This window comes from Anabaena sp. PCC 7108, from assembly GCF_000332135.1.
Lineage (GTDB): Bacteria > Cyanobacteriota > Cyanobacteriia > Cyanobacteriales > Nostocaceae > Anabaena.
Window position 1 is genome coordinate 1,447,641 of sequence record NZ_KB235896.1, and the last position, 25,443, is coordinate 1,473,083.

At 39.7% G+C, this 25,443-nt stretch carries 23 protein-coding genes; 13 read left to right on the top strand and 10 right to left on the bottom strand.

Annotated features, from left to right (window positions below; all coding sequences use genetic code 11):
- Positions 1–57: 57 nt before the first annotated feature.
- On the bottom strand, positions 58–1,137 hold the full coding sequence (locus tag ANA7108_RS0107315) for a hypothetical protein (protein WP_016950122.1): 1,080 nt from the start codon (positions 1,135–1,137) through the stop codon (positions 58–60).
- Between the two features lie 96 nt (positions 1,138–1,233).
- Positions 1,234–2,217: a hypothetical protein gene (locus ANA7108_RS0107320; RefSeq protein ID WP_016950123.1), complete on the bottom strand. Its 984-nt coding sequence runs from the start codon at positions 2,215–2,217 to the stop codon at positions 1,234–1,236.
- Positions 2,218–2,909: 692 nt separating this feature from the next.
- On the opposite strand from ANA7108_RS0107320, the gene ANA7108_RS0107325 reads away from it, so the two are divergent.
- From ANA7108_RS0107325 to ANA7108_RS0107345, 5 genes are all read left to right on the top strand, one after another.
- Complete coding sequence (locus ANA7108_RS0107325; RefSeq protein WP_016950124.1) at positions 2,910–3,662, top strand: response regulator transcription factor; 753 nt, start codon at positions 2,910–2,912, stop codon at positions 3,660–3,662.
- A gap of 49 nt (positions 3,663–3,711) precedes the next feature.
- Positions 3,712–5,043: a cell wall metabolism sensor histidine kinase WalK gene (locus ANA7108_RS0107330; protein ID WP_026104031.1), complete on the top strand. Its 1,332-nt coding sequence runs from the start codon at positions 3,712–3,714 to the stop codon at positions 5,041–5,043.
- 30 nt (positions 5,044–5,073) lie between these two features.
- Positions 5,074–5,742: a phosphate signaling complex protein PhoU gene (phoU, locus tag ANA7108_RS0107335; protein WP_016950126.1), complete on the top strand. Its 669-nt coding sequence runs from the start codon at positions 5,074–5,076 to the stop codon at positions 5,740–5,742.
- A 271-nt stretch (positions 5,743–6,013) separates the two neighbouring features.
- A complete protein-coding gene (locus ANA7108_RS0107340; protein WP_016950127.1) occupies positions 6,014–6,604 on the top strand; it encodes a Crp/Fnr family transcriptional regulator in 591 nt (196 codons plus the stop codon).
- Positions 6,605–6,748: 144 nt separating this feature from the next.
- Positions 6,749–8,344 carry an iron uptake porin gene (locus tag ANA7108_RS0107345; RefSeq protein WP_016950128.1) on the top strand — a complete coding sequence of 532 codons (1,596 nt, stop codon included), beginning with the start codon at positions 6,749–6,751 and terminating at the stop codon, positions 8,342–8,344.
- Between the two features lie 135 nt (positions 8,345–8,479).
- Here the strand turns inward: ANA7108_RS0107345 and ANA7108_RS28650 are convergent, their stop codons facing one another.
- Positions 8,480–8,731, bottom strand: coding sequence for a hypothetical protein (locus ANA7108_RS28650; protein WP_084776884.1), 252 nt, complete (start codon positions 8,729–8,731; stop codon positions 8,480–8,482).
- An 81-nt stretch (positions 8,732–8,812) separates the two neighbouring features.
- Here ANA7108_RS28650 and ANA7108_RS0107350 point away from each other — a divergent pair, with 81 nt between their 5' ends.
- From ANA7108_RS0107350 to ANA7108_RS0107360, 3 genes are all read left to right on the top strand, one after another.
- Positions 8,813–9,424 carry a DUF3318 domain-containing protein gene (locus ANA7108_RS0107350; RefSeq protein WP_016950129.1) on the top strand — a complete coding sequence of 204 codons (612 nt, stop codon included), beginning with the start codon at positions 8,813–8,815 and terminating at the stop codon, positions 9,422–9,424.
- Between the two features lie 246 nt (positions 9,425–9,670).
- The gene (locus ANA7108_RS0107355; protein WP_026104033.1) at positions 9,671–10,009 is read left to right on the top strand and encodes a carbon dioxide-concentrating mechanism protein CcmK; all 339 of its coding nucleotides are present in this window, start codon (positions 9,671–9,673) and stop codon (positions 10,007–10,009) included.
- A gap of 40 nt (positions 10,010–10,049) precedes the next feature.
- Entirely contained in the window at positions 10,050–11,231 is a 1,182-nt protein-coding gene (locus tag ANA7108_RS0107360; protein ID WP_016950131.1) for a pyridoxal phosphate-dependent aminotransferase, read from the top strand.
- Positions 11,232–11,491: 260 nt separating this feature from the next.
- Here ANA7108_RS0107360 and gyrB read toward each other — a convergent pair whose 3' ends face one another.
- Entirely contained in the window at positions 11,492–13,930 is a 2,439-nt protein-coding gene (gyrB, locus tag ANA7108_RS0107365; RefSeq protein WP_016950132.1) for a DNA topoisomerase (ATP-hydrolyzing) subunit B, read from the bottom strand.
- Positions 13,931–14,136: 206 nt separating this feature from the next.
- Between gyrB and miaA the strand changes: the two genes are divergently transcribed.
- A complete protein-coding gene (gene miaA, locus ANA7108_RS0107370; protein WP_026104034.1) occupies positions 14,137–15,036 on the top strand; it encodes a tRNA (adenosine(37)-N6)-dimethylallyltransferase MiaA in 900 nt (299 codons plus the stop codon).
- 28 nt (positions 15,037–15,064) lie between these two features.
- On the opposite strand, the gene ANA7108_RS0107375 is transcribed toward miaA, so the two are convergent.
- Positions 15,065–15,358: an antibiotic biosynthesis monooxygenase gene (locus tag ANA7108_RS0107375; protein ID WP_016950134.1), complete on the bottom strand. Its 294-nt coding sequence runs from the start codon at positions 15,356–15,358 to the stop codon at positions 15,065–15,067.
- Between the two features lie 128 nt (positions 15,359–15,486).
- Positions 15,487–15,888 (bottom strand): type II toxin-antitoxin system HigA family antitoxin, encoded by a 402-nt coding sequence (locus tag ANA7108_RS0107380; protein WP_026104035.1) that lies wholly within the window; start codon positions 15,886–15,888, stop codon positions 15,487–15,489.
- Between the two features lie 433 nt (positions 15,889–16,321).
- Between ANA7108_RS0107380 and ANA7108_RS0107385 the strand changes: the two genes are divergently transcribed.
- Positions 16,322–16,945 carry a TMEM165/GDT1 family protein gene (locus tag ANA7108_RS0107385; RefSeq protein WP_016950136.1) on the top strand — a complete coding sequence of 208 codons (624 nt, stop codon included), beginning with the start codon at positions 16,322–16,324 and terminating at the stop codon, positions 16,943–16,945.
- A 202-nt stretch (positions 16,946–17,147) separates the two neighbouring features.
- On the opposite strand, the gene ANA7108_RS0107390 is transcribed toward ANA7108_RS0107385, so the two are convergent.
- The gene (locus tag ANA7108_RS0107390) at positions 17,148–18,059 is read right to left on the bottom strand and encodes a lipopolysaccharide assembly protein LapB (RefSeq protein ID WP_026104036.1); all 912 of its coding nucleotides are present in this window, start codon (positions 18,057–18,059) and stop codon (positions 17,148–17,150) included.
- A gap of 379 nt (positions 18,060–18,438) precedes the next feature.
- Here ANA7108_RS0107390 and ANA7108_RS0107395 point away from each other — a divergent pair, with 379 nt between their 5' ends.
- Positions 18,439–19,446: a hypothetical protein gene (locus tag ANA7108_RS0107395; RefSeq protein ID WP_026104037.1), complete on the top strand. Its 1,008-nt coding sequence runs from the start codon at positions 18,439–18,441 to the stop codon at positions 19,444–19,446.
- Positions 19,447–19,506: 60 nt separating this feature from the next.
- Here the strand turns inward: ANA7108_RS0107395 and ANA7108_RS0107400 are convergent, their stop codons facing one another.
- The 3 genes from ANA7108_RS0107400 to ANA7108_RS30885 all read right to left on the bottom strand — a co-directional run bounded on the left by ANA7108_RS0107400 (position 19,507) and on the right by ANA7108_RS30885 (position 22,152).
- On the bottom strand, positions 19,507–20,676 hold the full coding sequence (locus ANA7108_RS0107400; RefSeq protein ID WP_016950139.1) for a homocysteine biosynthesis protein: 1,170 nt from the start codon (positions 20,674–20,676) through the stop codon (positions 19,507–19,509).
- Positions 20,677–20,755: 79 nt separating this feature from the next.
- A complete protein-coding gene (locus tag ANA7108_RS0107405) occupies positions 20,756–21,871 on the bottom strand; it encodes an AI-2E family transporter (RefSeq protein WP_016950140.1) in 1,116 nt (371 codons plus the stop codon).
- Between the two features lie 89 nt (positions 21,872–21,960).
- Positions 21,961–22,152, bottom strand: a complete 192-nt coding sequence (locus tag ANA7108_RS30885) for a hypothetical protein (protein ID WP_016950141.1) — start codon at positions 22,150–22,152, stop codon at positions 21,961–21,963.
- Between the two features lie 444 nt (positions 22,153–22,596).
- On the opposite strand from ANA7108_RS30885, the gene ANA7108_RS0107415 reads away from it, so the two are divergent.
- Positions 22,597–23,265, top strand: a complete 669-nt coding sequence (locus ANA7108_RS0107415; RefSeq protein ID WP_016950142.1) for a DUF1614 domain-containing protein — start codon at positions 22,597–22,599, stop codon at positions 23,263–23,265.
- A gap of 93 nt (positions 23,266–23,358) precedes the next feature.
- A complete protein-coding gene (ftsH, locus tag ANA7108_RS0107420; RefSeq protein WP_016950143.1) occupies positions 23,359–25,296 on the top strand; it encodes an ATP-dependent zinc metalloprotease FtsH in 1,938 nt (645 codons plus the stop codon).
- The last annotated feature ends 147 nt before the right edge of the window (positions 25,297–25,443 follow it).

Genomic DNA, 25,443 nt, shown 5'->3' on the forward strand with positions numbered 1-25,443 from the left:
GAATTCAGAATTCCGTAGGGGTTTAGCAGTGCTAAACCCCTTTCTTAATTACTTAATCTATTTATTTTTTACTTGACTTTTTGCTTGTTCTAAAGCTATTTCTTTAATAGCCTGATAGGAATTGACATTTGCAGTTCCTTCAATTGCTTTAACTGCTAAATCCTGAACTTGCTTGAGTGCAGATTCTAGTTGTCTGGAAAGGTTCTCAAGTCGCGTTTGCTGATTAGTAATTGTCAATTCTAAAGATTGCAATCTTTGTTCATAAAAACGCTTTTGTCCTTCCACTTCTTTCCCATACAAATCTGCTTTTACTTTAGCCTGATAACCAGCAATACCTTTCCCTTCTTCCGTAGCTTTTTTAATCGCAGCTTCTTTCTCTTTCGGGAATACTTCTACCTTAGTTTTCAACTCTTCAAATTGTTTTTCTCGTTCAGAAATTTCCTTTTCCCGTTCAGTCCACTGTTTGTCTGTTTCTTGTTGCAGTTCTTCTAGTTGTTTAGATAAAATTTTCTGTTGTTGTTCATATTCATCATTCCCTAGTTTACGCTGGAGTTCTAAATTATATTTATACTCGGCCGCGTCCCTTTGTCTAGTTCTGTTAATATTTTCATTTCGTTCTTTAATTGTGCGTTGATATTCTTCCTGTTCTTTTGTCCAAGTATTCTTAAGTTCTAATATTTCTTGAGATAAAATTTCATAGCGTTGGCTATACTCTTCGTGATAAGCCTTTTCATTATCATCATAAGATGCAATTAAAGTCTCTAAAATATCTTCAGATACTTCTAAAGTATGCAATTGGGATAATTGCTGAATTTCATTTCTTACAGATTCACCAATTTCTGCCAACTTAGAAGCTTTTGTACTTAGCTGTTCTGACAATTCATTAGCAGCACTACCAAAACCTAGCTGTATTTTGGACAAGCTTTCAATAGTATTATTCATCTTTTGTTGAATGCTATTAATCTGAGTCATAACTATTTTAGGTTCTGTCTTTGGTTTTTCTTGGGGAACGGTTTGAGTTGATTTTTGTGCTTGTTCTAGTTCAGATTTCAGGGCGATTTTTTCTTTGGCTAATTCTTCATAAGCTTGAAGAATTTCCGCTTTAGTATTTTTCTCGTTCGGTTTTTTAGCTGCCATTATAAACTTCCTAAAAATTCAAAATTCACTAGATCAAAAATAATTAAATCTGCACAGACTTAATTTGTATTTATGGGAATTTTAGCCAAGCAAGATTTATTTACCATTAGAAGTATCAAAAGCCCGCATTGCTAAATCCTGAGCTTGTTTCAGTGCAGTTTGTAATTGAGCAGCGATACCTTCAATTTGCTCAGTTTGTTTAGTAATTGTTTCTTCCAGAGATTGAATTCTAAATTCATAACTCTGTTTAGTAGATTCCCATTCTTTTTCAAATAAATCAGCTTCAACTTTTGCTTTTTGGCTGGTGTCTTTAATAGCCTCTTCCCTAGCTTTCTTAATTGCTTCTTCCAGTTCAGTGGGAAATGCAGCTACTTTTTGTTGATATTCAAGAAATAGCGGTTGACGTTCAGTAATAATTTTTTCCCGTTCCGACCAGTCTTTATCTTTCTGTTGTGTATTTTCTTGGATTTGCAATTCTAATTTGCGTTTTCTCGCTTCATAAGCATCTGTATTGAGTTTGCGAGTTGTTTCTAATTTATATTGAAATTCCTCTTCTTCTTGTTGGCGTTCTTTAACTAATAATTCATTGTAATTTTGCAGTTTTTCTGCAAATTCAGTTTGCTCTTTTTGCCATTCTTTCCGCCTCAAAGAAACTTCTTTTTCTAATGCTTCTCGTTTATTCGCCGTATCTTGTTCTAAAACTTTTAATTTTTCTAGATGTTCTTGAGTAAAAACATCTAGAGTATCGGCTACAATTCTAATTTGCTGTAGTTCTTGTAGACGTTGCGTTTCAATTTCTATTGCGTGACTTAGTTCATCTAATTTAGCATTTTCTCTAGCTAATTTTTCAGCAAGTGCATTGACTATGCTGCCAAACTCTAACTGTAAATCAGCTAAACCTTTAACAATACTATCAACTGTATAAGTAGAAGCTGCTGTGAGAATTTCTTGGTTTTTTACCTTTTCTGCTTCTTCTTGTTTGGTGGCTATTTTGGATTCTAGTTTTTTTCTTTCAGCACGAATTTGTTCAAATGCTTGTACAAGTTGTTGTTTACCGTTTTTAATTGCACCTGTGGTCATATTTCAACTCCCTGGAATAGGTAATGATAATGATTGATTGAGTAGTAAGTAGGTAGGCGAAAATAAATCAAATTAAGTAAAGTAACAAATTCTGCAATTGGCTCGTAGTGTGGGCTTTAGCCCTACTTTGTATCGCCAAAGACGAGGCTTCGCTGTCCTCGTAACGTCTCGTTAGCAAAGCATCGACCACAGGAGATATAGAGGTCTAAAGACCTCACTACGAACCTTTAATTATTTACGTTACTCTTCTTAATATCATGCTCGGTAATCGCTTATTAAAAAAACTCTCCGCGCGGTTCTCTGATCATAAGTATTCAACCGGATACGATATCAGACATACCCTATGCAGACATAAGGTTAGCTTTTAAATGATCGCTTGGATTACAGTATAAATACTGAACCAAGAAAATATATACACACCTTGTAGTCAAGATTTGTTAAGTTCAAATTTCTTTGGTGAAACTAGGATAGTATTTTTGTACTAATTAATTTTACTCAAGCAATTTGCTCTTGTCAAGAAGAAATCCAAATCATTTAAAATAATATACAAAGTCGCTAAAAATACTTGGACGCAGGTAGTCAATGTGATTTATAATAAGTTCGGTTTGTTATATACAATACAATTTACCAAAGATAAATCCACAGTCAAAGAATTATCGATACAAGCATAATCTCAACATATTGTGTTATCAATGTATACCAGCGAATTAACGAAGTATTCTGCCAAAGCGGATATCGGACAAACCAGCCGCATTCTAGTCGTGGAAGATGAAGAACTGATCCGGGAAATGCTTGTTGTGGCCTTGGAGGAAGAAGGTTATGGGGTAATTGCTGCTGCTGATGGACGATCAGCCATAGAATATCTCAAAAGCTGCGAATCTAATTCTGGAGAATTGCCGTTTGATTTGGTACTTTTAGATTTAATGCTGCCACAAATTAACGGACTGGATATCTGCCGTCTGTTACGCCATCAAGGTAACTCAGTACCTATTTTGATGCTGAGTGCTAAGGGTAGTGAAACTGACCGTGTGCTGGGTTTAGAAGTAGGCGCAGATGACTATCTAACTAAACCATTTAGTATGCGGGAATTAGTCGCCCGGTGTCGCGCCCTGATTCGCCGTCAACGTTTAAGTATTGTTCCACAAGTTCCAGTACTCAAGCATAAAGATGTTAGCCTTAATCCCCAAGAATGTCGTGTACTGGTGCGTGGACAAGAGGTGAATCTTTCGCCTAAAGAATTTCGCTTGCTAGAATTGTTTATGAGTTATGCTCGGCGGGTATGGTCACGAGAGCAATTACTAGATCAGGTTTGGGGGCCTGATTTTGTTGGGGATAGCAAAACTGTAGATGTTCATATCCGGTGGTTACGAGAAAAGTTAGAGCAAGACCCCAGCCATCCAGAATATATTGTGACTGTGAGAGGTTTTGGCTATCGATTTGGCTAATCGCTGGCGATAGTTGCTAGTTTTTAGTAATTATACTGCAACTAATCAAATGCTTTTATTGGGATTTTTTCTGGGTTTAGCGGTCGGACTTGGGTTTTGGCTGTGGCAACAGGTTCAACTAAACGGCTATTTAGAACGTGTACTCCAACCGTTAACCTCCAATTCTCATAGAATAGAGTTGCCATTGCTGGGTCGTTTAAGACAGGAAATGTCAGTGGTGAAGCAACAGCAGCAAGATCTACAACTGTCTTTGCAAACCTATCAAGAATTGCTAGATTTTGCACCTCTGGGATATTTGCAAGTAGACGAAGAAAATCAGCTGCTGTGGTGCAATCAGCAAGCACGGGAAATGTTACATCTGCAAAGATGGCAAGCGGGACAGGTACGCTTGTTACTGGAGTTGGTAAGGTCTTATGAACTTGATCAGCTAATTGAGCAAACTCGTGATTGGCAAAAACCCCAAGTGAGAGAGTGGGTTTTTCATCCCTCTCGTGAAAATGCTACAGCTATGTCAGAGTTAAAATCTTTAGCTTTACAAGCATCCAGCTTGCCTTTACCGAAAGGACAAGTAGGAGTATTCTTAGAAAATCACCAACCGTTGCTAGATATGAATCAGCAGCGCGATCGCTCTTTTTCTGATTTAGCTCATGAACTGAGAACTCCCCTGACTTCCATTCGTCTGGTGGCAGAAACGCTTCAATCTCGCTTAGAACCGCCCTTAGACCGTTGGGTTAATCGCTTGATGCAGGAAGTTGATCGGATGATTAATTTGGTGCAAAGCTGGCTGGAACTGACGCAAATGGAAACAAACTCAACCATGCAATTGCATCTGGAAACAGTGGAAATGCGATCGCTGATTGCCTCGGTGTGGGAAACCCTCGAACCACTGGCCAAGCTTAATTCCCTCAATATGACTTATTCTGGTTCCGAAAATATCTGCATTCAGGCTGATAAATCACGGATGTATCAGGTATTGGTTAATTTATTGGATAACAGCATCAAATATAGCCCTCCTTTCACAACTATTCATATTGAAGTTAAATGTATAACAGCTAAGGAACTTTTTCCAGGCGATCGCAATTCTCAAATCTTGGAAATTAATATCATTGACTCCGGTGTGGGTTTTTCCCCTGAAGATTTACACCATGTATTTGAGCGCTTCTACCGGGGGGATAAAGCTAGATATCGTTCCCCACTGTCGGAAAGTAGTTCAACAACCGCTATTACTGGTAGTGGCTTAGGTTTAGCGATTGTCCGGCAAATAATCTTAGCTCATGGCGGTGACATTAAGGCGATGAATCATCCAGAAACAGGCGGAGCCTGGATGCAAATTCAACTCCCTGAGGTCATGGCAAACTCATCCACTCAAGACTATAGTTAAAAAAATATCTTCTATTTTGAGATTAAAAGTGTGAAAGCTGTTGTTCATAATCCCAAGCCAGAAAGACCACAGCCAGAACGCGCCATTAGGCGTTTAGAGCGTGATGTATTGCGTATGGGTGCTTTAGTCGAACAATCATTCCGTCTCAGTCACCAAGCCCTGTTTGCCCGTGACTTAACAGCCGCTGAGGAACTGCCCCGATTAGATAAGAAAATTGATCGCTTTTATAGACAAATAGAATCTGACTGTACATCGATTATGATATCCCAAGCACCTACTGCTCAAGAGTTGCGTTGTTTAAGTGCTTTTATGCAGTTAGTACGAGACTTGGAACGGATTGGGGATTACGCCAAAGATTTAGCCAAAATAGCAATCAAAAATTTTCCTTATCCTCCTCATGCTTCTCTACCAGAAATTGCCCTCATGTCTTACCATGCCCAGTCAATGTTAGCAACTAGCTTAGTAGCTTTGGCGGATTTGGATGAAGTGAGTGGGCTAAGGATCAAGTATTTGGATGATACTGTAGATAATGCTTATGACCAATTATACCAAATTCTCGCATACCAGCGAGATGTTCCAGGGGTGATTGAGCCAATTCTACTCTTAACTTTAGCAATTCGTTGTTTAGAACGCATGGCAGATCACGCTACTAATATTGGTCAACGAGTGGCATATATCGTCACTGGTCAACGTCATTAACAATCATCAGTGAACAGTTTGCAGTTATTATCTATCAGTCTGTTCACTGAAATCAACTTTTTACTGTTACTGAATTTTTTCATAATTGTATTAATAATAACATATAAATTGAACTAATAAGTTAACTAACATACATTTCACTAGAAGCTTACCTATTCTTAAACTTTCCCGATTAAAGTATCAAAATATGGCTTCAATCAGTTAAGGATTTTCCCTAGTGATTAATTCTTAGGATACCTCATTTCAATTTCTTAATTAATCCAACATTAAAATGACGTATTCTACAAATCACACCCTAAAATCTACTCTAAGCAAACCGTTAATCCAACATTTATTTACTCGTCGAGCAGTGATTCCAGTCCGAGAGGATGTACTGTGGCGTATTGACCGAGGAATAGTTCGCACCTTAACCTGGAGCGAAGAGGGATCATCTATTACGTTGGGTTACTGGGGCTTAGGAGATATAGTTGGCTATCCTTTGTCCAAAGTCAAACCTTACCAAATTGAATGTTTAACCAGTGTGGAAGCAAGCATTGTTCCTCCTCATCTTTGGTATCAAGATGTAGATGCTTTACTCTGCCATATCCAACAAGCCGAAGAGCTTTTAAGCATATTGCACCGAAAACCAACCTCACTAAAATTATGGCAATTTTTGGTGTGGTTAAGTGAAAAATTTGGTCGAGATTTAGAACAGGGTAAATTGATTGATTTGAATGTTACTCATCAGGATATATCGGAAGTTCTGAATACAACACGAGTCACAATCACACGTCTATTGCAGCAATTTGAAGAAGATGGAAAGATATTACGTCACAAACGTAGTATTGTGCTGAATTTACCTACTAAATTCACTAAGGTTTGAGTATTAAAGGTTAGCAGAGGGGGTTGTGCTAACTGCGAAAGATATTGTATAGTAATTACAGAAAATTTATGTGTAAATTCTCTGAATTAAAAAGAGATTTTATCATAACGTGGAGTTTGTTTAGGTGTGAGAGAGATTAAAAACATGACAAAACTATTTTGGAATGTTCTGAAGGTTAGTCCAGTTATTGCAGCTACTTTTCTGTCTGCAAACAGCGCTTTGGCTGCTGAAGTTGACGAACAAGCAACAAGCGTTGCTCAGTTATCCAAAGAAGCTAACAACATTGGTCAGGTAACATCTGTTTCTCAATTTTCCGACGTGCAACCCACAGACTGGGCGTTCCAAGCTTTACAGTCTTTAGTTGAACGCTACGGTTGTATTGCCGGTTATCCCAACGGTACATACCGTGGTAATCGAGCTTTGACTCGGTATGAATTTGCAGCTGGTTTGAATGCCTGCTTAGACCGAGTTAATGAACTGATCGCTACAGCGACAGCTGACATGATCAACAAGCAAGACTTGGCTACATTACAGCGCTTGCAAGAAGAATTTTCTGCTGAATTAGCAACTCTGCGTGGACGTGTAGACGCACTAGAAGCTCGTACCAGTGAGTTGGAAGCTAATCAATTCTCCACCACCACCAAGCTGAAAGGTGAAGCGATTTTTGCTGTAGAGCAAGCTTTTGGGGATAAAAAAGCTGATGGTAGTAATGACGATTTGGAAGCAAATACAACTTTCTCTAATCGAGTGCGGTTGAGTTTAGAAAGCAGCTTCATGGGTACAGACAAGTTGCAAGTTCGTTTGAATTCTGGAAATATTATTCAAAACGACGCTGTCACTGGCACAAGAATGACTCGTTTGGGCTTTGCAGGAGATACTGAAAACAACGTTGAGATTGATAAAGTAAACTACGCTTTCAATTTTGGTGAAAAAATACGTGTCAAAGTTGACGCTACTGGTGCTGAGTTATACGAGAATATTGATGTTTTCAACCCTGACTTTAAGAGCAGTGGTTCAGGCGCTCTTTCCCGTTATGGACGGTTTAGTCCCATCTATCGCCAAGGTTCAGGTGGTGCTGGTGTGACGGTGGAATTGAAGCCTAGCAGTGCATTTAGCTTGAGTGCCGCTTATTTAGCCCCAGTGGGTGCTAATGACCCCAGTGATAAAAACGGCATTTTCGATGGTAATAGCACCATTTTTGGTCAGTTAGCATTCAAGCCCAATAAAGCTTTCAACGTGGGTTTAACCTACGCTCGGACTTATCAACGGAGTGGAGAAGTAGACCTTTTTGGTAGCACTGGTAGTAGTACAGGAACTGTTAATGCCCGCAGACCATTTGGTAACGTTGCTACCACATCCGACAACTATGGTTTGCAAGCTGCCTTCAGTCCTAGTTCTAAATTGACTCTTGGCGGTTGGGTTGGTTACACCACCGCGCAAAGTGAAATTGATAATCGAGATGCAGACCTATTTTACTGGGCTGCTAACTTGGCTGTGAAAGACTTCGGTAGAGAAGGTAACACTTTAGGTCTGGTTTTCGGACAACCACCTAAAGTTACTGGTGGTAGTGGTATTACAAAAGAAGACGGCACTTCTTACCATATAGAAGGTCTGTACAAGATGAAGATTTCTGACAACATTCTGGTAACACCAGGCTTGTTGGTAATCCTCAATCCTGAACACAACGATAATAACGACACAATTTATGTTGGTACACTCCGTACCACCTTCAGTTTCTAAGATTGGTTTAGCTTAGAAAATCGCATCTACACAAACTAAGGTAAAATTAGGTTTTTCCTGTGTAGATGTGATTTTACCTTACCCTGACAAATGTAGAGATGTTGAAAAAACGTCTCTACATTGTTGTTTAAAGGCTCATTTTTGTTCAGACAAATTCGTTGGGGGGGTAGGGCGATCGCTACTCCAAGCCCACCAAGCACAACCACAATGACAATGGTAGAATTCTTGCCACTTGCGACGATGATCCGCTGTTGTTACAGGCGATCGCCTATTTAGCCAAACCTCTACAGCTTCTCGACTACTTGAGTGACATTTAGGACAGCAAAACTCATAGGCGTGAAATGCCTGATTTGTCCATTCTGGCGGAGTGGGAGCGAAAGCATCCATGTGAATTATATGTAAATAATAAAAGTCTAATCTTAGTAGTAATTTAAGATACATATACTATTATCCCTAATAATTAACATCATGGAGCCAAATATTGAAATTCGCCGTTTGTTAGATGTAATGCCTGCTTCTGGGCGGATGATGACGAAAATCGTCAGTAAAGTAGAGCAAAAAAAGGTCATAGATGCTGATTTTCCCTTACCCTGGAATCAGGAAAGACCGATATATATTAATTTCGATTTGTGGAGACGCTTGACGAAACCGCAACGAGATTTACTGCTATTGCATCAGGTTAGTTGGTTAACAGGAGTAAAGTGGCTGCAACCAGATATTTATCAAGGTGTGGTGTTAGCAGGGTTGTTAGGTGGAATAGTGGAAGCCACTCAGTCGGATTTGGTGGGTGTGGTGATAGCTGGAGGATTAAGTACTTTAGCTGCTGTTCGCATTTGGCGCAGTAACCAATCACAAGAATCACAGTTAAACGCTGATGTAGCCGCCATTCGTGTCGCCCAACGCCGGGGTTACTCAGAAACGGAAGCAGCACAGCATTTGTTAACCGCCATTGAGACAGTAGCCAAAATTGAAGGGCGTACTGGGTTAGATTTTAGCGAATTAATTCGTTGTCAAAACTTGAAATCAATAGCACTTTTGTCTCCAGTCGGTATACCTGAAGGGGAGATTGGTGATTGGTGATTGGTGATTGGTGATTGGGAGCATCCCAATTTTGCAAAAATATACGCAACTAACCCAAAAAACCTGTTTTACCTCTTACCTTCGCGCTCTTCGCGTCTTCGCGGTTCGTTTATTTTATGCTTTGTATTCAGTTGGAAGCTCAGATAAAAAATAAACTTACACATTTGGGATGCTCCCTGGTGATTGGTGATTGGTAAAGATTTTTAATAAAAAAAATTATTAATTTTGAATTGGAGGGAAACAACATTGACATTAGCACTGGGCATGATAGAAGTATACGGCGTTCCCGCAGCAGTGGAAGCAGCCGACGCAATGTGTAAAGCAGCCCGTATCACTTTTGTTGGTTATGAAAACACTGATTTAGGAAGAATTACAATATTGATTCGTGGTGATGTGGGTGAAGTGAATATGGCAGTAACTCAGGGACTAGAATCAGTTTTAAAAGTTAATGGTGGCGAGATACTTTCCCATCATATTATTCCTCGACCCCATAAAAATTTAGAATCTGTTTTACCAATTCATCAAAGTGCTAATATTCCTAGTTTCAATGCTGATATTCGTTTTCCTCCACCATTGAGTAATTAAAGTTTTTAACCTGAAAAATTAAAATAAATCAGCCCATTTTATGAATTACGAATTATCTCGAATGAATGCGGTACAATCGCCGATTATTCCCGTTGTTGGGGAATTAATTAAAAACTCTCCCGGTACAATTTCTCTCGGACAAGGTGTAGTTCACTATAGCCCTCCACCGGAAGCAATAGAAATTTTACCAAAGTTTCTGGCTGAAGCGAATAATCATGTTTACAAAGCAGTTGTAGGAATTCCCCAATTATTAAGCGAATTAACTACAAAATTATCAATATTTAACGGCATTGATATTAACAACGAAAATTGTATTGTTGTCACAGCCGGCAGCAATATGGGGTTTATGAATGCTATTTTAGCGATTACTTGTCCTGGTGACGAAATTATATTAAATATACCCTACTATTTTAATCATGAAATGGCGATTAAAATGGCGGGTTGTTGTCCTATATTAGTGGGAACAGATGAAAATTATCAATTACGTCCTGAAGCTATAGCCCAAGCTATTACAACCAAAACCCGCGCTATAGTCACCATTTCTCCTAATAATCCTACAGGTGTAGTTTATTCAGAAACAGCATTACATCAAGTTAATCAAATTTGTAGAGAAAATGGTATTTACCATATTAGTGATGAGGCTTATGAATATTTCACTTATGATGGAGTGAAGCACATTTCTCCTGGTACATTTTCGGGAAGTAGTGAATATACAATTTCCCTTTATAGCCTTTCTAAAGCTTATGGTTTTGCAAGTTGGCGTATTGGCTATATGGTGATTCCCCAACACCTGCTAAATGCTGTCAAAAAAGTGCAAGATACGATTTTGATTTGTCCTCCTGTGGTTTCCCAATATGCTGCGGTAGGGGCGTTACAGGCAAAAGAAGACTACTTAAGAGATAATATTAGAGCGATCGCACAAGTTCGCCAAGTAGTTTGGAATGAACTCAAGCAACTACAAGGATTTTGTACTATTACACCAGCAAATGGCGCATTCTATTTTTTCTTAAAAGTGCATACCCAAATGGATGCTTTTGAATTAGTGAAACAACTGATTCAAGAACATCAAGTAGCCGTTATCCCTGGGACAACATTTGGGATGGAAGATGGTTGTTATTTACGAGTTGCTTATGGTGCATTGCAACAAGAAACCGCAAAATCAGGGATAGAAAGATTAGTCAAGGGTTTGAAAAAAATCTTATCATCATCCTTTTCCAGGTGATTTGAAAAATCCTTTTTTTTACTCTGTGCCTTTGTGGTTGAGAGGTAATTTATCGAACCGCAGAGGCGCAGAGAACGCAGAGGAAAGAGGATAACCCCTTACCTATTGCTAATTTTTAAGATACAGCAGATTGCAAATCCATGAGGTACAGAATCAAAATTAAAACCTAGAAACCAAGCCAGTTTTACTCCTGGTTCCTGTACGGGCGAACGGCCGTTCGCCCCTCCTGACTCCTGAATTCTGCTGTAAGGAAGTTGATGTTAGATATCTAAATCCATCATATTCAGCTTAGAACCATAGGTTTCAATGAATTCCCGTCTCGGTGCGACGCGATCGCCCATTAAGATGGTAAAGATACGATCAGCTTCGGCTGCATCTTCAATTTCTACTCGTTTGAGGGTACGGGTTTCTGGGTTCATTGTAGTTGTCCAGAGTTGTTCTGGCATCATTTCCCCCAAACCTTTAAAACGCTGAATGGTATAGTTAGCATTGCTGGGAAGAGTAGCTAGGTGCTGTTGCAATTCCCGTTCGCTATAACAATACTGGTAATTTTTGCCCCGTTCTACTTTATACAGTGGAGGACAAGCAATATAGATGAAACCTTGTTCAATCAGCGCCCGTTGATATCGATAGAAGAAAGTTAACAACAGAGTACGGATGTGCGCCCCATCTACGTCAGCATCAGTCATTAATACTATATGATGATATCGTAATTGGGCGGGGTTGAATTCTTCACCTTTTACACCTAAACCGAGTGCAGTAATTAACGCTTGAATTTCGTTATTTTTATAGATTTTTGCATCGTCGGTTTTTTCGATATTCAGGATTTTACCACGCAGAGGGAGAATTGCTTGAGTTCGGCGATCTCGTCCTTGTTTAGCACTATTGTGGACGAATACGCCACAGGCTAATTGAAAGTTATGTGTTTCAGGGACTTCGATATCGTAAACGTCAACACGCTCTGTTAAAAGTTGAACTTTATCAACCCTCAAACTAGACAGTTCACCGTTTTCCCCTATAAGTCCAGCATGAGTACGTTTTTGCTTGAGTAAATGGGAAGATGTTAAATTTTTAGCTTGCTCATAATGGTCATCTTTACTTGGTATTCCTATTTCTATTCCTTTTGCTTTAAGTTCTCGATTTCCTGCAATTAAAAAGAGGTGATCTGGAGTACAGATAACACTTTCGCCATCGTTAAATATTACCTTCACAACGTCAGCATTCTCTTTGGTCATCCGGGGATTGATAATTTGTCCCGGTACCATTTCATCACCTTTCATAGTGAAGCATTCATGTTGTATGCCCTGCTCTCGTTCAGCAATAATTTGCTTAAAGGTAAGCGGTTCTCTATCAACTATGTTCACCAATGTATCACCATGAAAACAGCCACCCGCTGAATCGCCTTCAACTATGTATATTTCAGATTCAGCAGGATCACGGGAACTGCAATCTGCTAATTTACCTGGTAAAGGCGAAGATTCCAAAACCGATTTCCGCCGTACCAACTCCCGCGCGTGACGGGCGGCTTCAGCGGCTTTAAAGGCTTGAATAGCTTTATCTAAAATCGAATCAGCTATGGCTGGGTGAAATTCTAGATATTCTGTCAGGACTTCTCCCACAAAAGAATCGACAATACCGCGAACTTCTGTATTACCAAGTTTAGTTTTGGTTTGTCCTTCAAATTCAGGATCTGGGACTTTAACTGAAATGACTGCGGTTAAACCCTCGCGGACGTGTTCACCACTGAGGTTAGTTTCACCTTCTTTAATTTTATTCCGTTTGCGAGCGATCGCATTTAATGTCCGAGTGAGAACTGCTTTTAAACCTTCTAAGTGCGTACCACCATCAATTGTGCGAATATTATTAGCAAAACCTAGGACATTATCAGTATAAGCATCAGTACACCACTGTAACGAAACTTCCACCTGAACATTGTTTCGTTCCCCTTGGACATAGATAATTTCTTCATGTAGGGGCTGCTTCTCCCGGTTCATGTAGGCGATATACTCTTTGATACCGCCTTTATATTCGTAAGTTTCTATCCTCGGTGTTTCACTTTTGAGGAGTTCGAGACGATGATCAGTGAAAATAATTCTGACACCTGCATTCAGATACGCCAATTCTCGCAAGCGACCTGATAAAGTGATGTAATCAAATTCAATGCTGGTGGTAAAAATTTCCGTATCTGGCTTAAAAGTGATAGAAGTTCCAGTTCTAGCTTCTTTATAGGGCTTTGCTACCAATTCCGTAACGGGGAAACTCCGTTCATATCGCTGAGTATGAACCTTTTTATCTCGCCAAACTGTAACTTCCACAAACTCAGATAGGGCATTAACTACCGAAATCCCTACACCGTGTAAACCCCCAGAGACTTTGTAGCCACCACCGCCAAACTTACCCCCGGCGTGAAGGACGGTTAACACTGTTTCTAAAGCCGATTTCCCCGTTTTTGGGTGAAGATCGACAGGGATACCCCGACCATCATCTGTTACGGTTACGGAACCATCAGCATTGATATCTACCTCAACATGGGTGCAATGACCCGCTAAAGCCTCATCAACAGAGTTGTCCACCACTTCGTAAACTAAATGATGGAGTCCTCGCGGACCTGTAGTACCGATGTACATCCCTGGTCGTTTGCGGACGGCTTCCAGACCTTCCAGAACTTGAATCTGATCGGCACTGTAACTGCTCGTCATGAAAATTCTCCTGATGCTTGGGGTTGAACTTGCTAAAAGGCTGAAAAAGTCAAATCACCCCAAAATTATAACACAAAAGCCTTGCTGCCGTCTGTAGGGCAATTTAATGAGAAGTTTATATAGGGGATGGAACCCATAGGTGACAGGTAATAGGTGACAGGTGACAGAGGGAAGAGGAAAATAGGGGAAAGTAGCTAATGACTAATTTGACTAAATTAATTGTAATTTGTGGAGCGACAGCGACGGGGAAGTCGGGGTTGGCTTTGAGTTTAGCTAAAAGATTGGGTTCTGTAATTCTGAGTGCGGATTCTCGTCAAGTATACCGTGAGTTTGACATTGGCACAGCTAAACCAACGGTGGAAGAACAGAAATTAGTACCACATTATCTAATAGATATCTGTCAGCCAATTGAAACAATGACACTAGCAGATTACCAGGAACAAGCACAAGCTGTAATTGCTAATTTGGGAGTTTCTCCAGTTTTTTTGGTTGGTGGAACTGGGTTATATATACGTTCTATTGTTCAAGGAATGAAGATTCCCAGAGTTGCACCACAACCAGAATTGCGATCGCAATTAGAATCACTTGGCCAATATCAACTTTACCCGATGTTGCAACAAGTTGATCCAGTTGCAGCCCAAAAAATTCACGCTAACGATTTGGTGCGGACTTTAAGAGCATTAGAAGTATATTATGTTACTGGAATTCCTATCTCTGAACAACAAGGTGAGAATCCACCCAACTATCCGATTTTGCAAATTTGTTTAGATTGTGAAGCGGAAAAATTAGATATCAGAATTCGTAGACGCACTGAACAAATGATTGCAGATGGATTAGTCGGTGAAGTTGAATATTTATGTCAGAAATATGGCACTGATTTATCTTTATTGAATACTTTAGGATATCAAGAAATCAAGCAATATTTAGCTGGAGAAATTAACTTAGAAGAAGCTACAGATTTAATTGCTTTGCACACCCGACAATTTGCAAAACGTCAACGAACTTGGTTTAGACAATCTGCTAATATTGAATATTTTGATATGGATAATCCTGATTTATTAGAACAGGTTTTACAGCGAATAAATGATTTTATTATAAACCCATAATAAAATACAGCAGATTACAAGTGCGCTACTATATTTCTACTTCTTCAAAATGTTCAACAGTGGGAAATGGCTCATAAAAATGGTGGAGCAATTTCTTCCACTCTTGGTATTCAACTGAACCTCTAAAACCTACAGTATGCGCTTCCAGATTTTCCCATTTGACAAGTAATAAGTATTTACCTTTGACTTCTATACATTGATGGAGTTCATGGGAAAAATATCCATTCATTGCAGAAATAATACTAGAAGCCTTTTTGAAAGTAGATTCAAAATCCTTTTCTAGTCCAGGCTTAATATACAATATTACTGCCTCAAGAATCATAATATTTTCTCCTAAAGATTTTGAATTTTCCCTCTTATCATAGGAGAGATTTAGGGAGATTTTCTTAGACAGAAGTAGAAGTGTTGATAGTTGATTTGATTTTTCTAGAATTCAATAAAAATCGAAATTCAAATAAACAAACTTGGAGAAACTTTAAAATATTCTCCCAAAGCTTTAGCTTGTGCTTTACTAATGGAACGTTTACCGTTGACAACTTCTGAAATCACACCGCTGCTAGAACCAAGAATACGCACTAAGTCAGCTTGACGAATTCCGCTAGATTCCATCATATGTTGTAATATTTCATGAGGTGTAGACTTATCCATAGGATAATTTTCTTCCTCATAATCTTCAATTAGTCTGACAAGCAATTTGTCTAATTTTCGCTCTTCTGAAGTAAGATTTTTCTTAAAAGTTATAAATTCTACAACTTTTAAAAGACGTTCATACTCAGTTTCAGTTTCAATTACTTGAGGAGCGACTTCTGCTAGTAATTGACTATAACTTTTATTATCAAAAGTAATCATTATTTTTCCATTTGTGACTCTCATAACGACAATGATATTTTTACAAATTTGAATCACTATTATCCTTTCAAAACGAGAGTAAATTGTCAAGCCCCAATCACGACTAACGCAAAATCTCTCTTAAACTTCTTACCTTCGCGCTCTTCGCGTCTTCGCGGTTCATTTCTCTTGAATTCCCAAACCCTTGACACCCAACCGACATAAATGTATGATTTATATCGAATAGAAGGGGAGTAGCTGCTGGCGCGACATCAAAAGCCAGTACATTTGAATCAACATACTGGCGATGAGCCTGGTTCAGATGGCGAATAATAAAGTATTTGAAAGCGAGACCTTCACTGAGTTCACACCAAACGATTGTGTGAGCTTCAGTGAGGTCTTTATAATCTCATTAGAAGCTCCACACAGGTAAAAAATCCTTCAGGAGCTTGAGAGAGTGTTAACAGCATTTACCGCAGGTTTAGTTCTAATTACCATTTCCGAATTAGGTGATAAAACCTTTTTTATCGCTGTAATTTTGTCAATGCAGCACTCACGACGAGTAGTGTTCGTTGGTGTGACAGCTGCTTTAGCAGCAATGACAGTTTTATCAGTGATATTTGGGCAATTGCTGTCTGCTTTAACACAAGGCTCAAAAATTTATGTTCATTATGCGGAAATAGCTTTGTTTATTGCCTTTGGGTTGAAACTGCTCTATGATACTAAAAAAATGCCTGTTCACGCGGAAGAAGAAGTGATAGAAGAGGCAAAAGAAGCAGTAGAAAAGGCGCATTTAGACAGTCAGCAAAAAAGCATTTGGTCAATGTTACTGAAATCTTTCGTATTAACATTTATAGCAGAGTGGGGCGATCGCACACAAATAGCCACCATTGGACTAGCAGCCAGTAATAATCCCATTGGTGTAACAGCAGGAGCAATATTAGGACACGCAATTTGTGCAGCGATCGCAGTCATCGGTGGTAGATTAATAGCAGGTAAGATATCTGAACGACAAATCACCTTCATAGGCGGCTGTTTATTTATTCTCTTCGGTATCGTCGCCGCCATAGAAGGAAATTAGGTGAGAGAAGAAGCAGGGGGCAGGGAGCGGGGAGCAAAGGGTAAAATACGTAACCGCTCAATAATCCGGTATAAATCGTTCAATGACAAGGCTCAAATGGCGTAAAATCGTTCTCGAACAGGTAGTTCGCCCCCATTTATTGAGCGGTTAAGAAAATACCTCTCCCCTGCACCCCGCACCCTGCTCCCTTTCCTCTTCTCCCTCATGGACTGGATGTTGTTGCTGGTGATGGTGTAGTTTCTGGAGAAGAAGTAGGAGAAACTGCTGGGCTGGGAGTCAGTAATTCTGCTGCCTTGTTAATCTCGTCTTTATACTGAGCAGGAGCTAAAGCAGTGGCACTTGCAAACAAAGGTTTGGCCTCATCAACCTTACCCTGATCCTTTAGCAGCATAGCCTTTGCCAACACAGGACGAAAATCCTTAGCATCTTTCTTAATGGCTTGGTCGTATACAGAGATAGCTTGAGTATCGTTTTTCTGAAAAGCGTACACACTACCCAAAAGCACCTGTACAGCAACTACATCCACACTTCCAGGCTGAATTGTATTAGCTTGGGTAGAAGCAGATAAAGTATCTTGCAATAAGCCAATAGCAGCTTCAGGGCGTTTCTCACTGAGTTGGAGATTGACCATTCCTTGTAAAGCTTTGAGATCACCTGGTCTTGCTGCTAAAATCGAACGATAAGTTTGTGCTGCTCCTTCCTTATCGCCAATTTGCTGCTTGGCTTGTGCCAATAACACACCATACTCTGATTGTTGGGGATTTAATTTAGCCAGCTTTTCTAAAGGTTCAATTACCGCTTGAATATCAGCTGGTTTAACTTCACCTCTACCTTGTTGACTAAGTAATTGCAGCCTTGCTTCTAAAAGTCCCTTGAGTGCAGTTTGATTTTCTGGTTCTCGCTGCAAAACCGATTCATAACCCCGAACTTCATCAGCCAGTTTTGACTTTTGGTCAGATGAGGAAGGACTGCTAGGGGTGCTGGTAGTATTTTGGGCTACCGATTCAGAATCATTGAAAGCCGTAATTATGGGTAGAAGCGAAACCCCAATAAAAGCAACAACTGCCAGAATTAAGACGACCTGAACTATCCACCGATTGCGCGGTTGAGACACAATATTTTCCTCCTTCTGAATTTTAACGAGATTAACATTTACACAGATCGTAAAGTCAAAAATTTCTAAAACTTTGCGGAATACGGTCATTAGGCTGTGAATTTTATAACAAATAACTATTTACGCTGCTAAAGTAATTGATGACTTTAGGAGGAGCCTTCAGAATTGTAGCTATGCTATGCTTCCGAAACTAGTGTCAAGGCGCTAAATTACACATTTAGTCTCTAAATGCCAAATTTTGCGCCTTTCTGTTCGCTCTGGGCGTTCTAGAGTGGCTAAATTAAAAGGAAATATACTTTTATCAGCCGCACAAACGCTCTTTCCATTTGCTTTTGTAAAATCCCATAATTGGGATGTGTCTCCGCCGCAAGGAGTTTTTATGAATTCCGACCTGATGCCGTCTCCTGAATCCGCTAATACTACAGCCTCTAAAGAGGTTCTCACTGAAATCGAAACAGCCGCTAATGTGAAAACAGTAGCAGCCAAATCCTCTGAACCTGATAATTTATCTGTTAACCCTAGTGATGATAACTCAAATGGAAATTTAGCCCATCGGCAACAACCGATTCCACCTCCTAGCGAAGCAATGCAGTATCGAGCTATCGGATTAGTCCGGGGTCGCTACTTTGCCAGCAGTGAACAATTTACCCAAGGAACATTGCTCACTGTCGATGGTGTAGAACTCAATACCGTCCTATTAGGTCGGATTATGAGTTTGGTCAAAAATCATTTGGATCTGGAAACAGAACATCTGTGGGTAGTTTATCCCCGCACCAGACAAGAAAATGACACACTACACATCCAAATTGTCGGAGTTTGGGAACCAGAAAATCTGGCTAAACATTTCCTAGAAGAAGATCACCAAGATTTGGGTGCAGACGAGTTACAGACACCCGAAGAAAGTTCCAAATCCCCAAAACCCTCGCCAGAAATTCCTGATGGCTATTTTTCTGTACGTGGTGAGGTCGTTTACCAATCTTTTGACGACAAGAGTTTGGTAGTAAAAATTAAGCAAGCTCCGCGTAAACCAACTGATAAACCTAAGTATTTTAAGTTGAAACTGCGAGGTGTGTTAACAACCAAAGCGGTAGGCAAGTTTTGGGATTTCAAAGTCAAGCGAGAAGTGGACGTATTAATAGTAGAAAATGCGGAAGCGATCGCTGATTTGCCCAAAAAACGCAAACCACCATTCAGAAGCGCCCCTCGTGGTGGTGGTGGAAGAAGGCCATTCCCCCCAAGACGCAATGGAGAAGCTCTCCCACTTCCTATCAAAAAAACTAGCGGCGATCCATCTGCTGCGTCTTTTACACGACCAGAGGTGTCTAAACCTGTACCAAAAACGCCTCTTCCTAAGCCAGTGAAGCGGCCAAAACCAACCCAAGAGTAGGTCATGGGTAATAGGAATAGGAATGTTATTTACCTTTTTCCTCATTACTAATCCCCAAGATCAAAAATCTGTTCGGCGGTCTTGGGGTACAAAAGTACGATCCATGGGAATGGGAGAAACTGGTTCTGTGAGGGTAAATGTGCCTGCTTCAATCCACTGTTTTAACTCTAGAGCAACTTGTCTTGAGAGAAACATACTGGCTAAAGGAGCAACTCGCACAGCTTTACCCTCAATGGATATCCGTCCAGATTTGAGTTGAGCGTAACTGACTAAACCAAAGGTGGGACGGACACGACGAGGAATGGAAAAATCTACTATTGGCGCTACTAAATCTTGATCTTGTACAGCGCAACGTTCAATTACTCCTTCATTTAAAACGGGAAGTGGGACACCTACTCCCAACATTAAGGAAGGCCCGTAACTTTTGAAGTAACAACCTCGCACCCAGCGCGTATCCATTTGTTTAGCATCACCAATTAAGGCTAAAGTTGCTGAGGGTCCAATTGGTGTTCGATTAGCTAACCGCTTTTGTAAGGGGAAGTGCTGCGTACCTTCCCAAGCTACATAACCTATTCCACCACCTAAGAATATTCTTGTTCCAATCCCCACAAGTTGTAAATCTGGATCATTGAAAAGGGGGGAAATTGCACCAGGGTTTGAGTAAACTGCATTCCCTAAACGTGGTTGCAGGGGTCCGAGATAAGTATGAAGTGGGCGATCGCCTCCATTTACCCCTACAATAAAATTTTGATAAAGATTGCGTGGATTAAATAAATAAAACTGATTGATAGTTTCACGAGTAACTGTCGTCTCAAAAGTGGCTCTTGGGTAGCAATCGGTAACTTGTCCTAAGGCTCGTACTTGTACGGGTTTCCCTGCAATTAAATCTTGGATAACATGACCACCACCACGTTCTCGGAGTTCTTCTCCGTCCATTGTTTCCACCGCACAACTAGCACCTAAGTATAAATCTACAGCCCCAAAGCCGGGGTATACTGGTACGCCATCTAACCAGCAACGGCGAATTTTGATGGGTGGATCTGTGTGTCCGAGATTAATAATTGCACCGCTTGACTCCATTGGTTCAAAGGTGCCGGTGGTAATGACATCAACTTCTTTAGCAGCTTTGGTGACACCGATTTCTGTAACTCGTGCTTTTAATTCTTCAACCGTCCACACTACGGCGCGTTTATGGTTGATTTTTTCGTTAATTTCCGCAATGGTTCGCATTTTTTAAAAGTTTCGCTATATAGTTTATCAAAAAAGCGATGGCTGCTGTTGCGATCGCTTTCAGATATGCTATTTACAATTAATCTTCATCCTTTCCTATAACTTCTGCTTCCTGAATATCGTTGATATCAGCAGATTCAGAAACCATCACTAACTCAGTATCTTGTTGATGATTATGCCGCCACTCATCTAAAACATCTTTAACTAATACTTCTTGTACCCAAATTTTAGCAACAACAGTTAAAGGGAGTGCTAAAAATAATCCTAAAAAGCCAAAGAAAGTCACGAAAAATAATTGAGAAATTAAAGTTACTGCTGGCAATAAAGATACCTGATGTGCCATAACTATAGGAGTAATAAAATTACTCTCAGCTTGTTGAATGAAAAAGTAGAGAACTAAAACAGCAACAGATTTCCAAGGAGAATCTAAAAGAGCGATTGCTATTGCTGGAACTACACTCATAGTTGGTCCGAGATTAGGAATTAAATTCATAAATCCCGCCAAAACTCCCAGTGCCAAAGCTGCCTTTACACCCAATATTGACAAGCCCACCAAACTCATCAATCCTACTACGAGAACGGCAATAAAAGCCCCTGTCACCCATCCTTCTAATGCAGTTTCACACTGTTCTAAAATTCCCTGTACTCGTCGTCGATAAAATGAGGGAAACAGCCGGATAAATACTTTTATATAAGCATCAGGAGCAGCTAAAAACATTCCCGTCAAAACTAACACTAATAAAATATTGAGGACAATTACTAAAGATCCAGAAACAAAAGCAAACGAGTTTCCCAATACGCGATTGAACAAAGGTTGTGCTTCTGCAATTAATCCGTTAAGATCGGGGATGAAGGGTGCTAATTGATCAGGAATATGCGTTCTTTGTTCATCAATCCAATTATTAATAAGATTAAATCCTTGGGGAACTCGTAAGGTTAATTCTTGAAATTGTTGGGCAAATGGTGGCACAATTAGCCAGAAAAAGCCGATAACTCCAGCAAAAAAAATAGCTACTGATAAAACAACAGCAAGTCCACGTTTTATTCCTAGGCTTTGAAAAGTGCGTGCTAACCGATTTAAGGTAGTTGCTAAGACAACAGCCGCAAATATCAATAACAACACTTCACGCAATTGCCACAATATATATAAAGATATAACTAAGGCGATTAAACCGATCCATTGACCAAGTTTCACAAACTAACTCCCAAAGCTTGGTAAGACAAAATTTTCTAGCTATGCAGATAGGTTAGCTGATTTTAAGGGTTTATCATCAATATTTTTAGCTAATTTTGTTTTTGTGCAGGAATTCGTAAAAGTAGAGCAGTTATCATCATCATAGTAGGTAACAAAACCATAATTAGCGCATTAGTTGATGTTTCTGGAATTAAAAATGTCGGAGCTGCATACTTAATCAAAAATGATATTAAAGCGGAGAGTAGAAGTAGCTTAAGTAAGAAACCTAGTTGATTTTTCATCAAAGTACGGCAATACGCATTTTTTTGGTAGGGTATACACGAATTTAGTCTTTACTATCTTGTCTCTACAATAGAAAAAAGACACAAAACTTTACTTGTTTAGATTTTTTAGGAAGCATCCACAAAGTTAATTTCTGGAAAATAATGGAATAAACACATTCTATAGTTAGTTGGAAATTTCCAAAAGGCTAGATTTTAGGACTTACGCATTGACAGAAAACATCAAATATGAAGTATGCGTTTTGTGTCTCTTGTCAGGTGCGTCAGATATGGAAAATATGTTAATTATGCCAAATTGTCGAGTCTGACGCACCCTACTAATATGCTGTCCCAAAAGCCGACAATCAGAAATTATCGTTGATCCATATCATGTCCAATTTGTATAGTGCGTAAGTTATAGACTTAATGATGTGAGTTCCAAATTCATTCTATTTCTTCATTTCCATGATTTATCTACCAGTTTCATTACTGCTATTTCTGGCTTTATTACTGTTGCTGCCATTTATTTGGTTTGCTGTCGCAGTAGACGTGGTAGAAGTTGCGGTAGCCAAGTTGGGTTTTTCTCCTAACATTGCTTTTTTATTGTTGTTGCTAGTAATTATTACCAGCACAATCAATATTCCTATCTACCGATTAGAAGCTCCCATCCAATTAGCAGATGAATTTGCAGCATTGTGGTTAAAGGAATTTTGGGGGATTCCACTCAGAAAAGTGCCAACTTTTACCGTAATAGCTGTGAATGTCGGAGGTGGATTAATACCTGTGGCTTTGGCATTATACCAATTTTCTCAAGGAAATGCCTTGGCAATTCTGCTAGTTACTGCCATTGTGACTGTTATTAGTTACTTTTCGGCGCGGGTAGTACCGGGAATTGGGATTCAAATGAATCCATTGCTTGCTCCTTTGACTGCGGCTGTTTCCGCAATGTTAATAGCCTCACCTCATGCTGCACCAGTGGCTTTTGCAGGTGGTGTACTAGGTACTTTAATTGGTGCTGATTTGTTACATCTCAAAGACATTCAAGCCATGAGTGCGGGTGTATTGAGTATTGGGGGTGCTGGTGTATTTGATGGTATTGCTTTATGTGGACTATTTGCTTTGTTATTAAGTTGAAAATAGATGCCAGGTGACAGGAAAAACCGATGAAGAATTGCCCATTACCAATTACCAATTACTAATTACAAAATTTCATTGAGGTAAAAGAAAATGCCTGTAGAAACTAATAACAAGAACAAGATGAAACCACCTAAAATACAACAGTTTGGTGGTAGTTTTCTAATTTTACTGACTTTTTTGTTATTGCTAAATTTGATAGTTCCCAGTTTATTTGGGACTCGATTGCCGCAAGTTCCCTATAGTGATTTTATCGCTCAAGTACAAGCAGGTAAAGTAGATAAAGCAATTGTGGGGAGCGATCGCATTGAATATGCAATCAAAACCCAAACCCCCGAAGGTAAACCCATCGAACAGGTATTTAGAACTACACCTGTAGCCATTGATTTAGATTTACCGAAAATTCTCCGTGATAATAATGTCGAATTTGCAGCACCACCACCAGCGGAAAACGCTTGGATTGGTACTTTATTTAGTTGGGTTGCACCTCCATTAATTTTCTTCGGGATTTGGGCGTTTTTAATGAATCGTCAAGCTGGGGGACCCGCTGCACTGACGGTAGGTAAAAGCAAAGCGCGGATTTATTCTGAAGGTAGCACTGGGGTAAAATTCCTAGATGTGGCTGGTGTGGATGAAGCCAAAGCTGAATTAGAAGAAATCGTTGATTTCTTGAAAAATGCCACCAAATACACCAACTTAGGCGCAAAAATTCCCAAAGGTGTATTGTTAGTTGGACCGCCCGGAACTGGTAAAACATTACTAGCAAAAGCCATTGCTGGTGAAGCTGGTGTCCCTTTCTTCAGTATCTCCGGTTCTGAATTTATCGAATTATTCGTTGGTGTTGGTGCTGCGCGAGTCCGAGATTTATTTGAACAAGCAAAACAACAAGCACCTTGTATAGTCTTTATTGATGAATTAGACGCTTTAGGTAAATCTCGCGGTGGTCCTGGTGGTTTCGCTGGTGGTAACGACGAACGGGAACAAACCCTCAACCAGTTATTAACAGAAATGGATGGTTTTGACGCAAACACCGGTGTCATTATCATCGCTGCTACCAACCGTCCTGAAGTTCTCGATCCCGCTTTACGTCGTCCTGGTCGTTTTGATCGGCAAATTGTAGTCGATAGACCTGATAAAATCGGTCGGGAAGCTATTCTTAAAGTTCATGCTAGAAATGTCAAACTAGCGGAAGATGTGGATTTAGGAATTATTGCTGTTCGTACACCTGGTTTTGCTGGTGCAGATTTAGCTAACTTAGTTAATGAAGCCGCATTATTAGCAGCAAGAAATAACCGTCAAGCTGTACTGATGGCAGATTTTAATGAAGCCATTGAACGTTTAGTTGCTGGTTTAGAAAAACGTTCTCGTGTGTTAAATGAAATCGAGAAAAAGACCGTTGCTTATCACGAAGTTGGCCACGCTATCATTGGTGCATTAATGCCCGGTGCCGGTAAAGTTGAAAAAATTTCTGTTGTTCCTCGTGGTGTCGGTGCTTTGGGTTATACAATTCAAATGCCAGAAGAAGACCGTTTCTTAATGGTAGAAGATGAAATTCGTGGACGTATTGCCACTTTATTAGGTGGACGTTCTTCTGAAGAAATTGTATTTGGTAAAGTCTCTACTGGTGCTTCTGATGATATCCAAAAAGTCACTGATTTAGCAGAAAGGGCTATTACAATTTATGGCATGAGTAATAAACTCGGACCTGTAGCTTTTGAAAAAGTTCAACAGCAATTTATTGAAGGTTATGGAAATCCTCGCCGTACAATTAGTCCGCAAATGACGGCAGAAATTGACCGAGAAGTGAAGGAAATTGTTGATAACGCTCATCACATTGCTTTAAGTATTCTGCACAATAACCGCGATTTACTCGAAGAAATTTCTCAGGAATTGTTGGAGAAAGAAATTCTTGAAGGTAGTTATTTACGCGAAAAGCTAACTCAAGCAAAAGCACCAGATGAAATGGCTGAATGGTTGAGAACTGGAAAGTTAAATAGTGATCAACCTTTAATGCAAACGCTTTTGGTTTAGTATTGAATAAATGTAGGGGTTTAGCAATGCTAAACCCTTATTTTTTGGGATTTTAATTAATTTCAATTTAGGTTATTTATCAAATAGAAAGTTTTTAAAAACTACTTTAATACAAGATCCCCGACTTCTTTTTTCATGTTGTTCATA

Coding starts and splice junctions, on each gene's coding strand:
- ANA7108_RS0107395 (WP_026104037.1), top strand. CDS start 18,439: ATGAATTCCGACCTGATGCCGTCTCCTGAATCCGCTAATACTACAGCC.
- ftsH (WP_016950143.1), top strand. CDS start 23,359: ATGCCTGTAGAAACTAATAACAAGAACAAGATGAAACCACCTAAAATA.
- ANA7108_RS0107345 (WP_016950128.1), top strand. CDS start 6,749: ATGACAAAACTATTTTGGAATGTTCTGAAGGTTAGTCCAGTTATTGCA.
- ANA7108_RS28650 (WP_084776884.1), bottom strand. CDS start 8,731: ATGGATGCTTTCGCTCCCACTCCGCCAGAATGGACAAATCAGGCATTT.
- ANA7108_RS0107315 (WP_016950122.1), bottom strand. CDS start 1,137: ATGGCAGCTAAAAAACCGAACGAGAAAAATACTAAAGCGGAAATTCTT.
- ANA7108_RS0107375 (WP_016950134.1), bottom strand. CDS start 15,358: ATGATTCTTGAGGCAGTAATATTGTATATTAAGCCTGGACTAGAAAAG.
- ANA7108_RS0107360 (WP_016950131.1), top strand. CDS start 10,050: ATGAATTACGAATTATCTCGAATGAATGCGGTACAATCGCCGATTATT.
- ANA7108_RS0107400 (WP_016950139.1), bottom strand. CDS start 20,676: ATGCGAACCATTGCGGAAATTAACGAAAAAATCAACCATAAACGCGCC.
- gyrB (WP_016950132.1), bottom strand. CDS start 13,930: ATGACGAGCAGTTACAGTGCCGATCAGATTCAAGTTCTGGAAGGTCTG.
- ANA7108_RS0107320 (WP_016950123.1), bottom strand. CDS start 2,217: ATGACCACAGGTGCAATTAAAAACGGTAAACAACAACTTGTACAAGCA.
- ANA7108_RS0107350 (WP_016950129.1), top strand. CDS start 8,813: ATGGAGCCAAATATTGAAATTCGCCGTTTGTTAGATGTAATGCCTGCT.
- ANA7108_RS0107340 (WP_016950127.1), top strand. CDS start 6,014: ATGACGTATTCTACAAATCACACCCTAAAATCTACTCTAAGCAAACCG.
- ANA7108_RS30885 (WP_016950141.1), bottom strand. CDS start 22,152: ATGAAAAATCAACTAGGTTTCTTACTTAAGCTACTTCTACTCTCCGCT.
- ANA7108_RS0107415 (WP_016950142.1), top strand. CDS start 22,597: ATGATTTATCTACCAGTTTCATTACTGCTATTTCTGGCTTTATTACTG.
- ANA7108_RS0107330 (WP_026104031.1), top strand. CDS start 3,712: ATGCTTTTATTGGGATTTTTTCTGGGTTTAGCGGTCGGACTTGGGTTT.
- ANA7108_RS0107325 (WP_016950124.1), top strand. CDS start 2,910: ATGTATACCAGCGAATTAACGAAGTATTCTGCCAAAGCGGATATCGGA.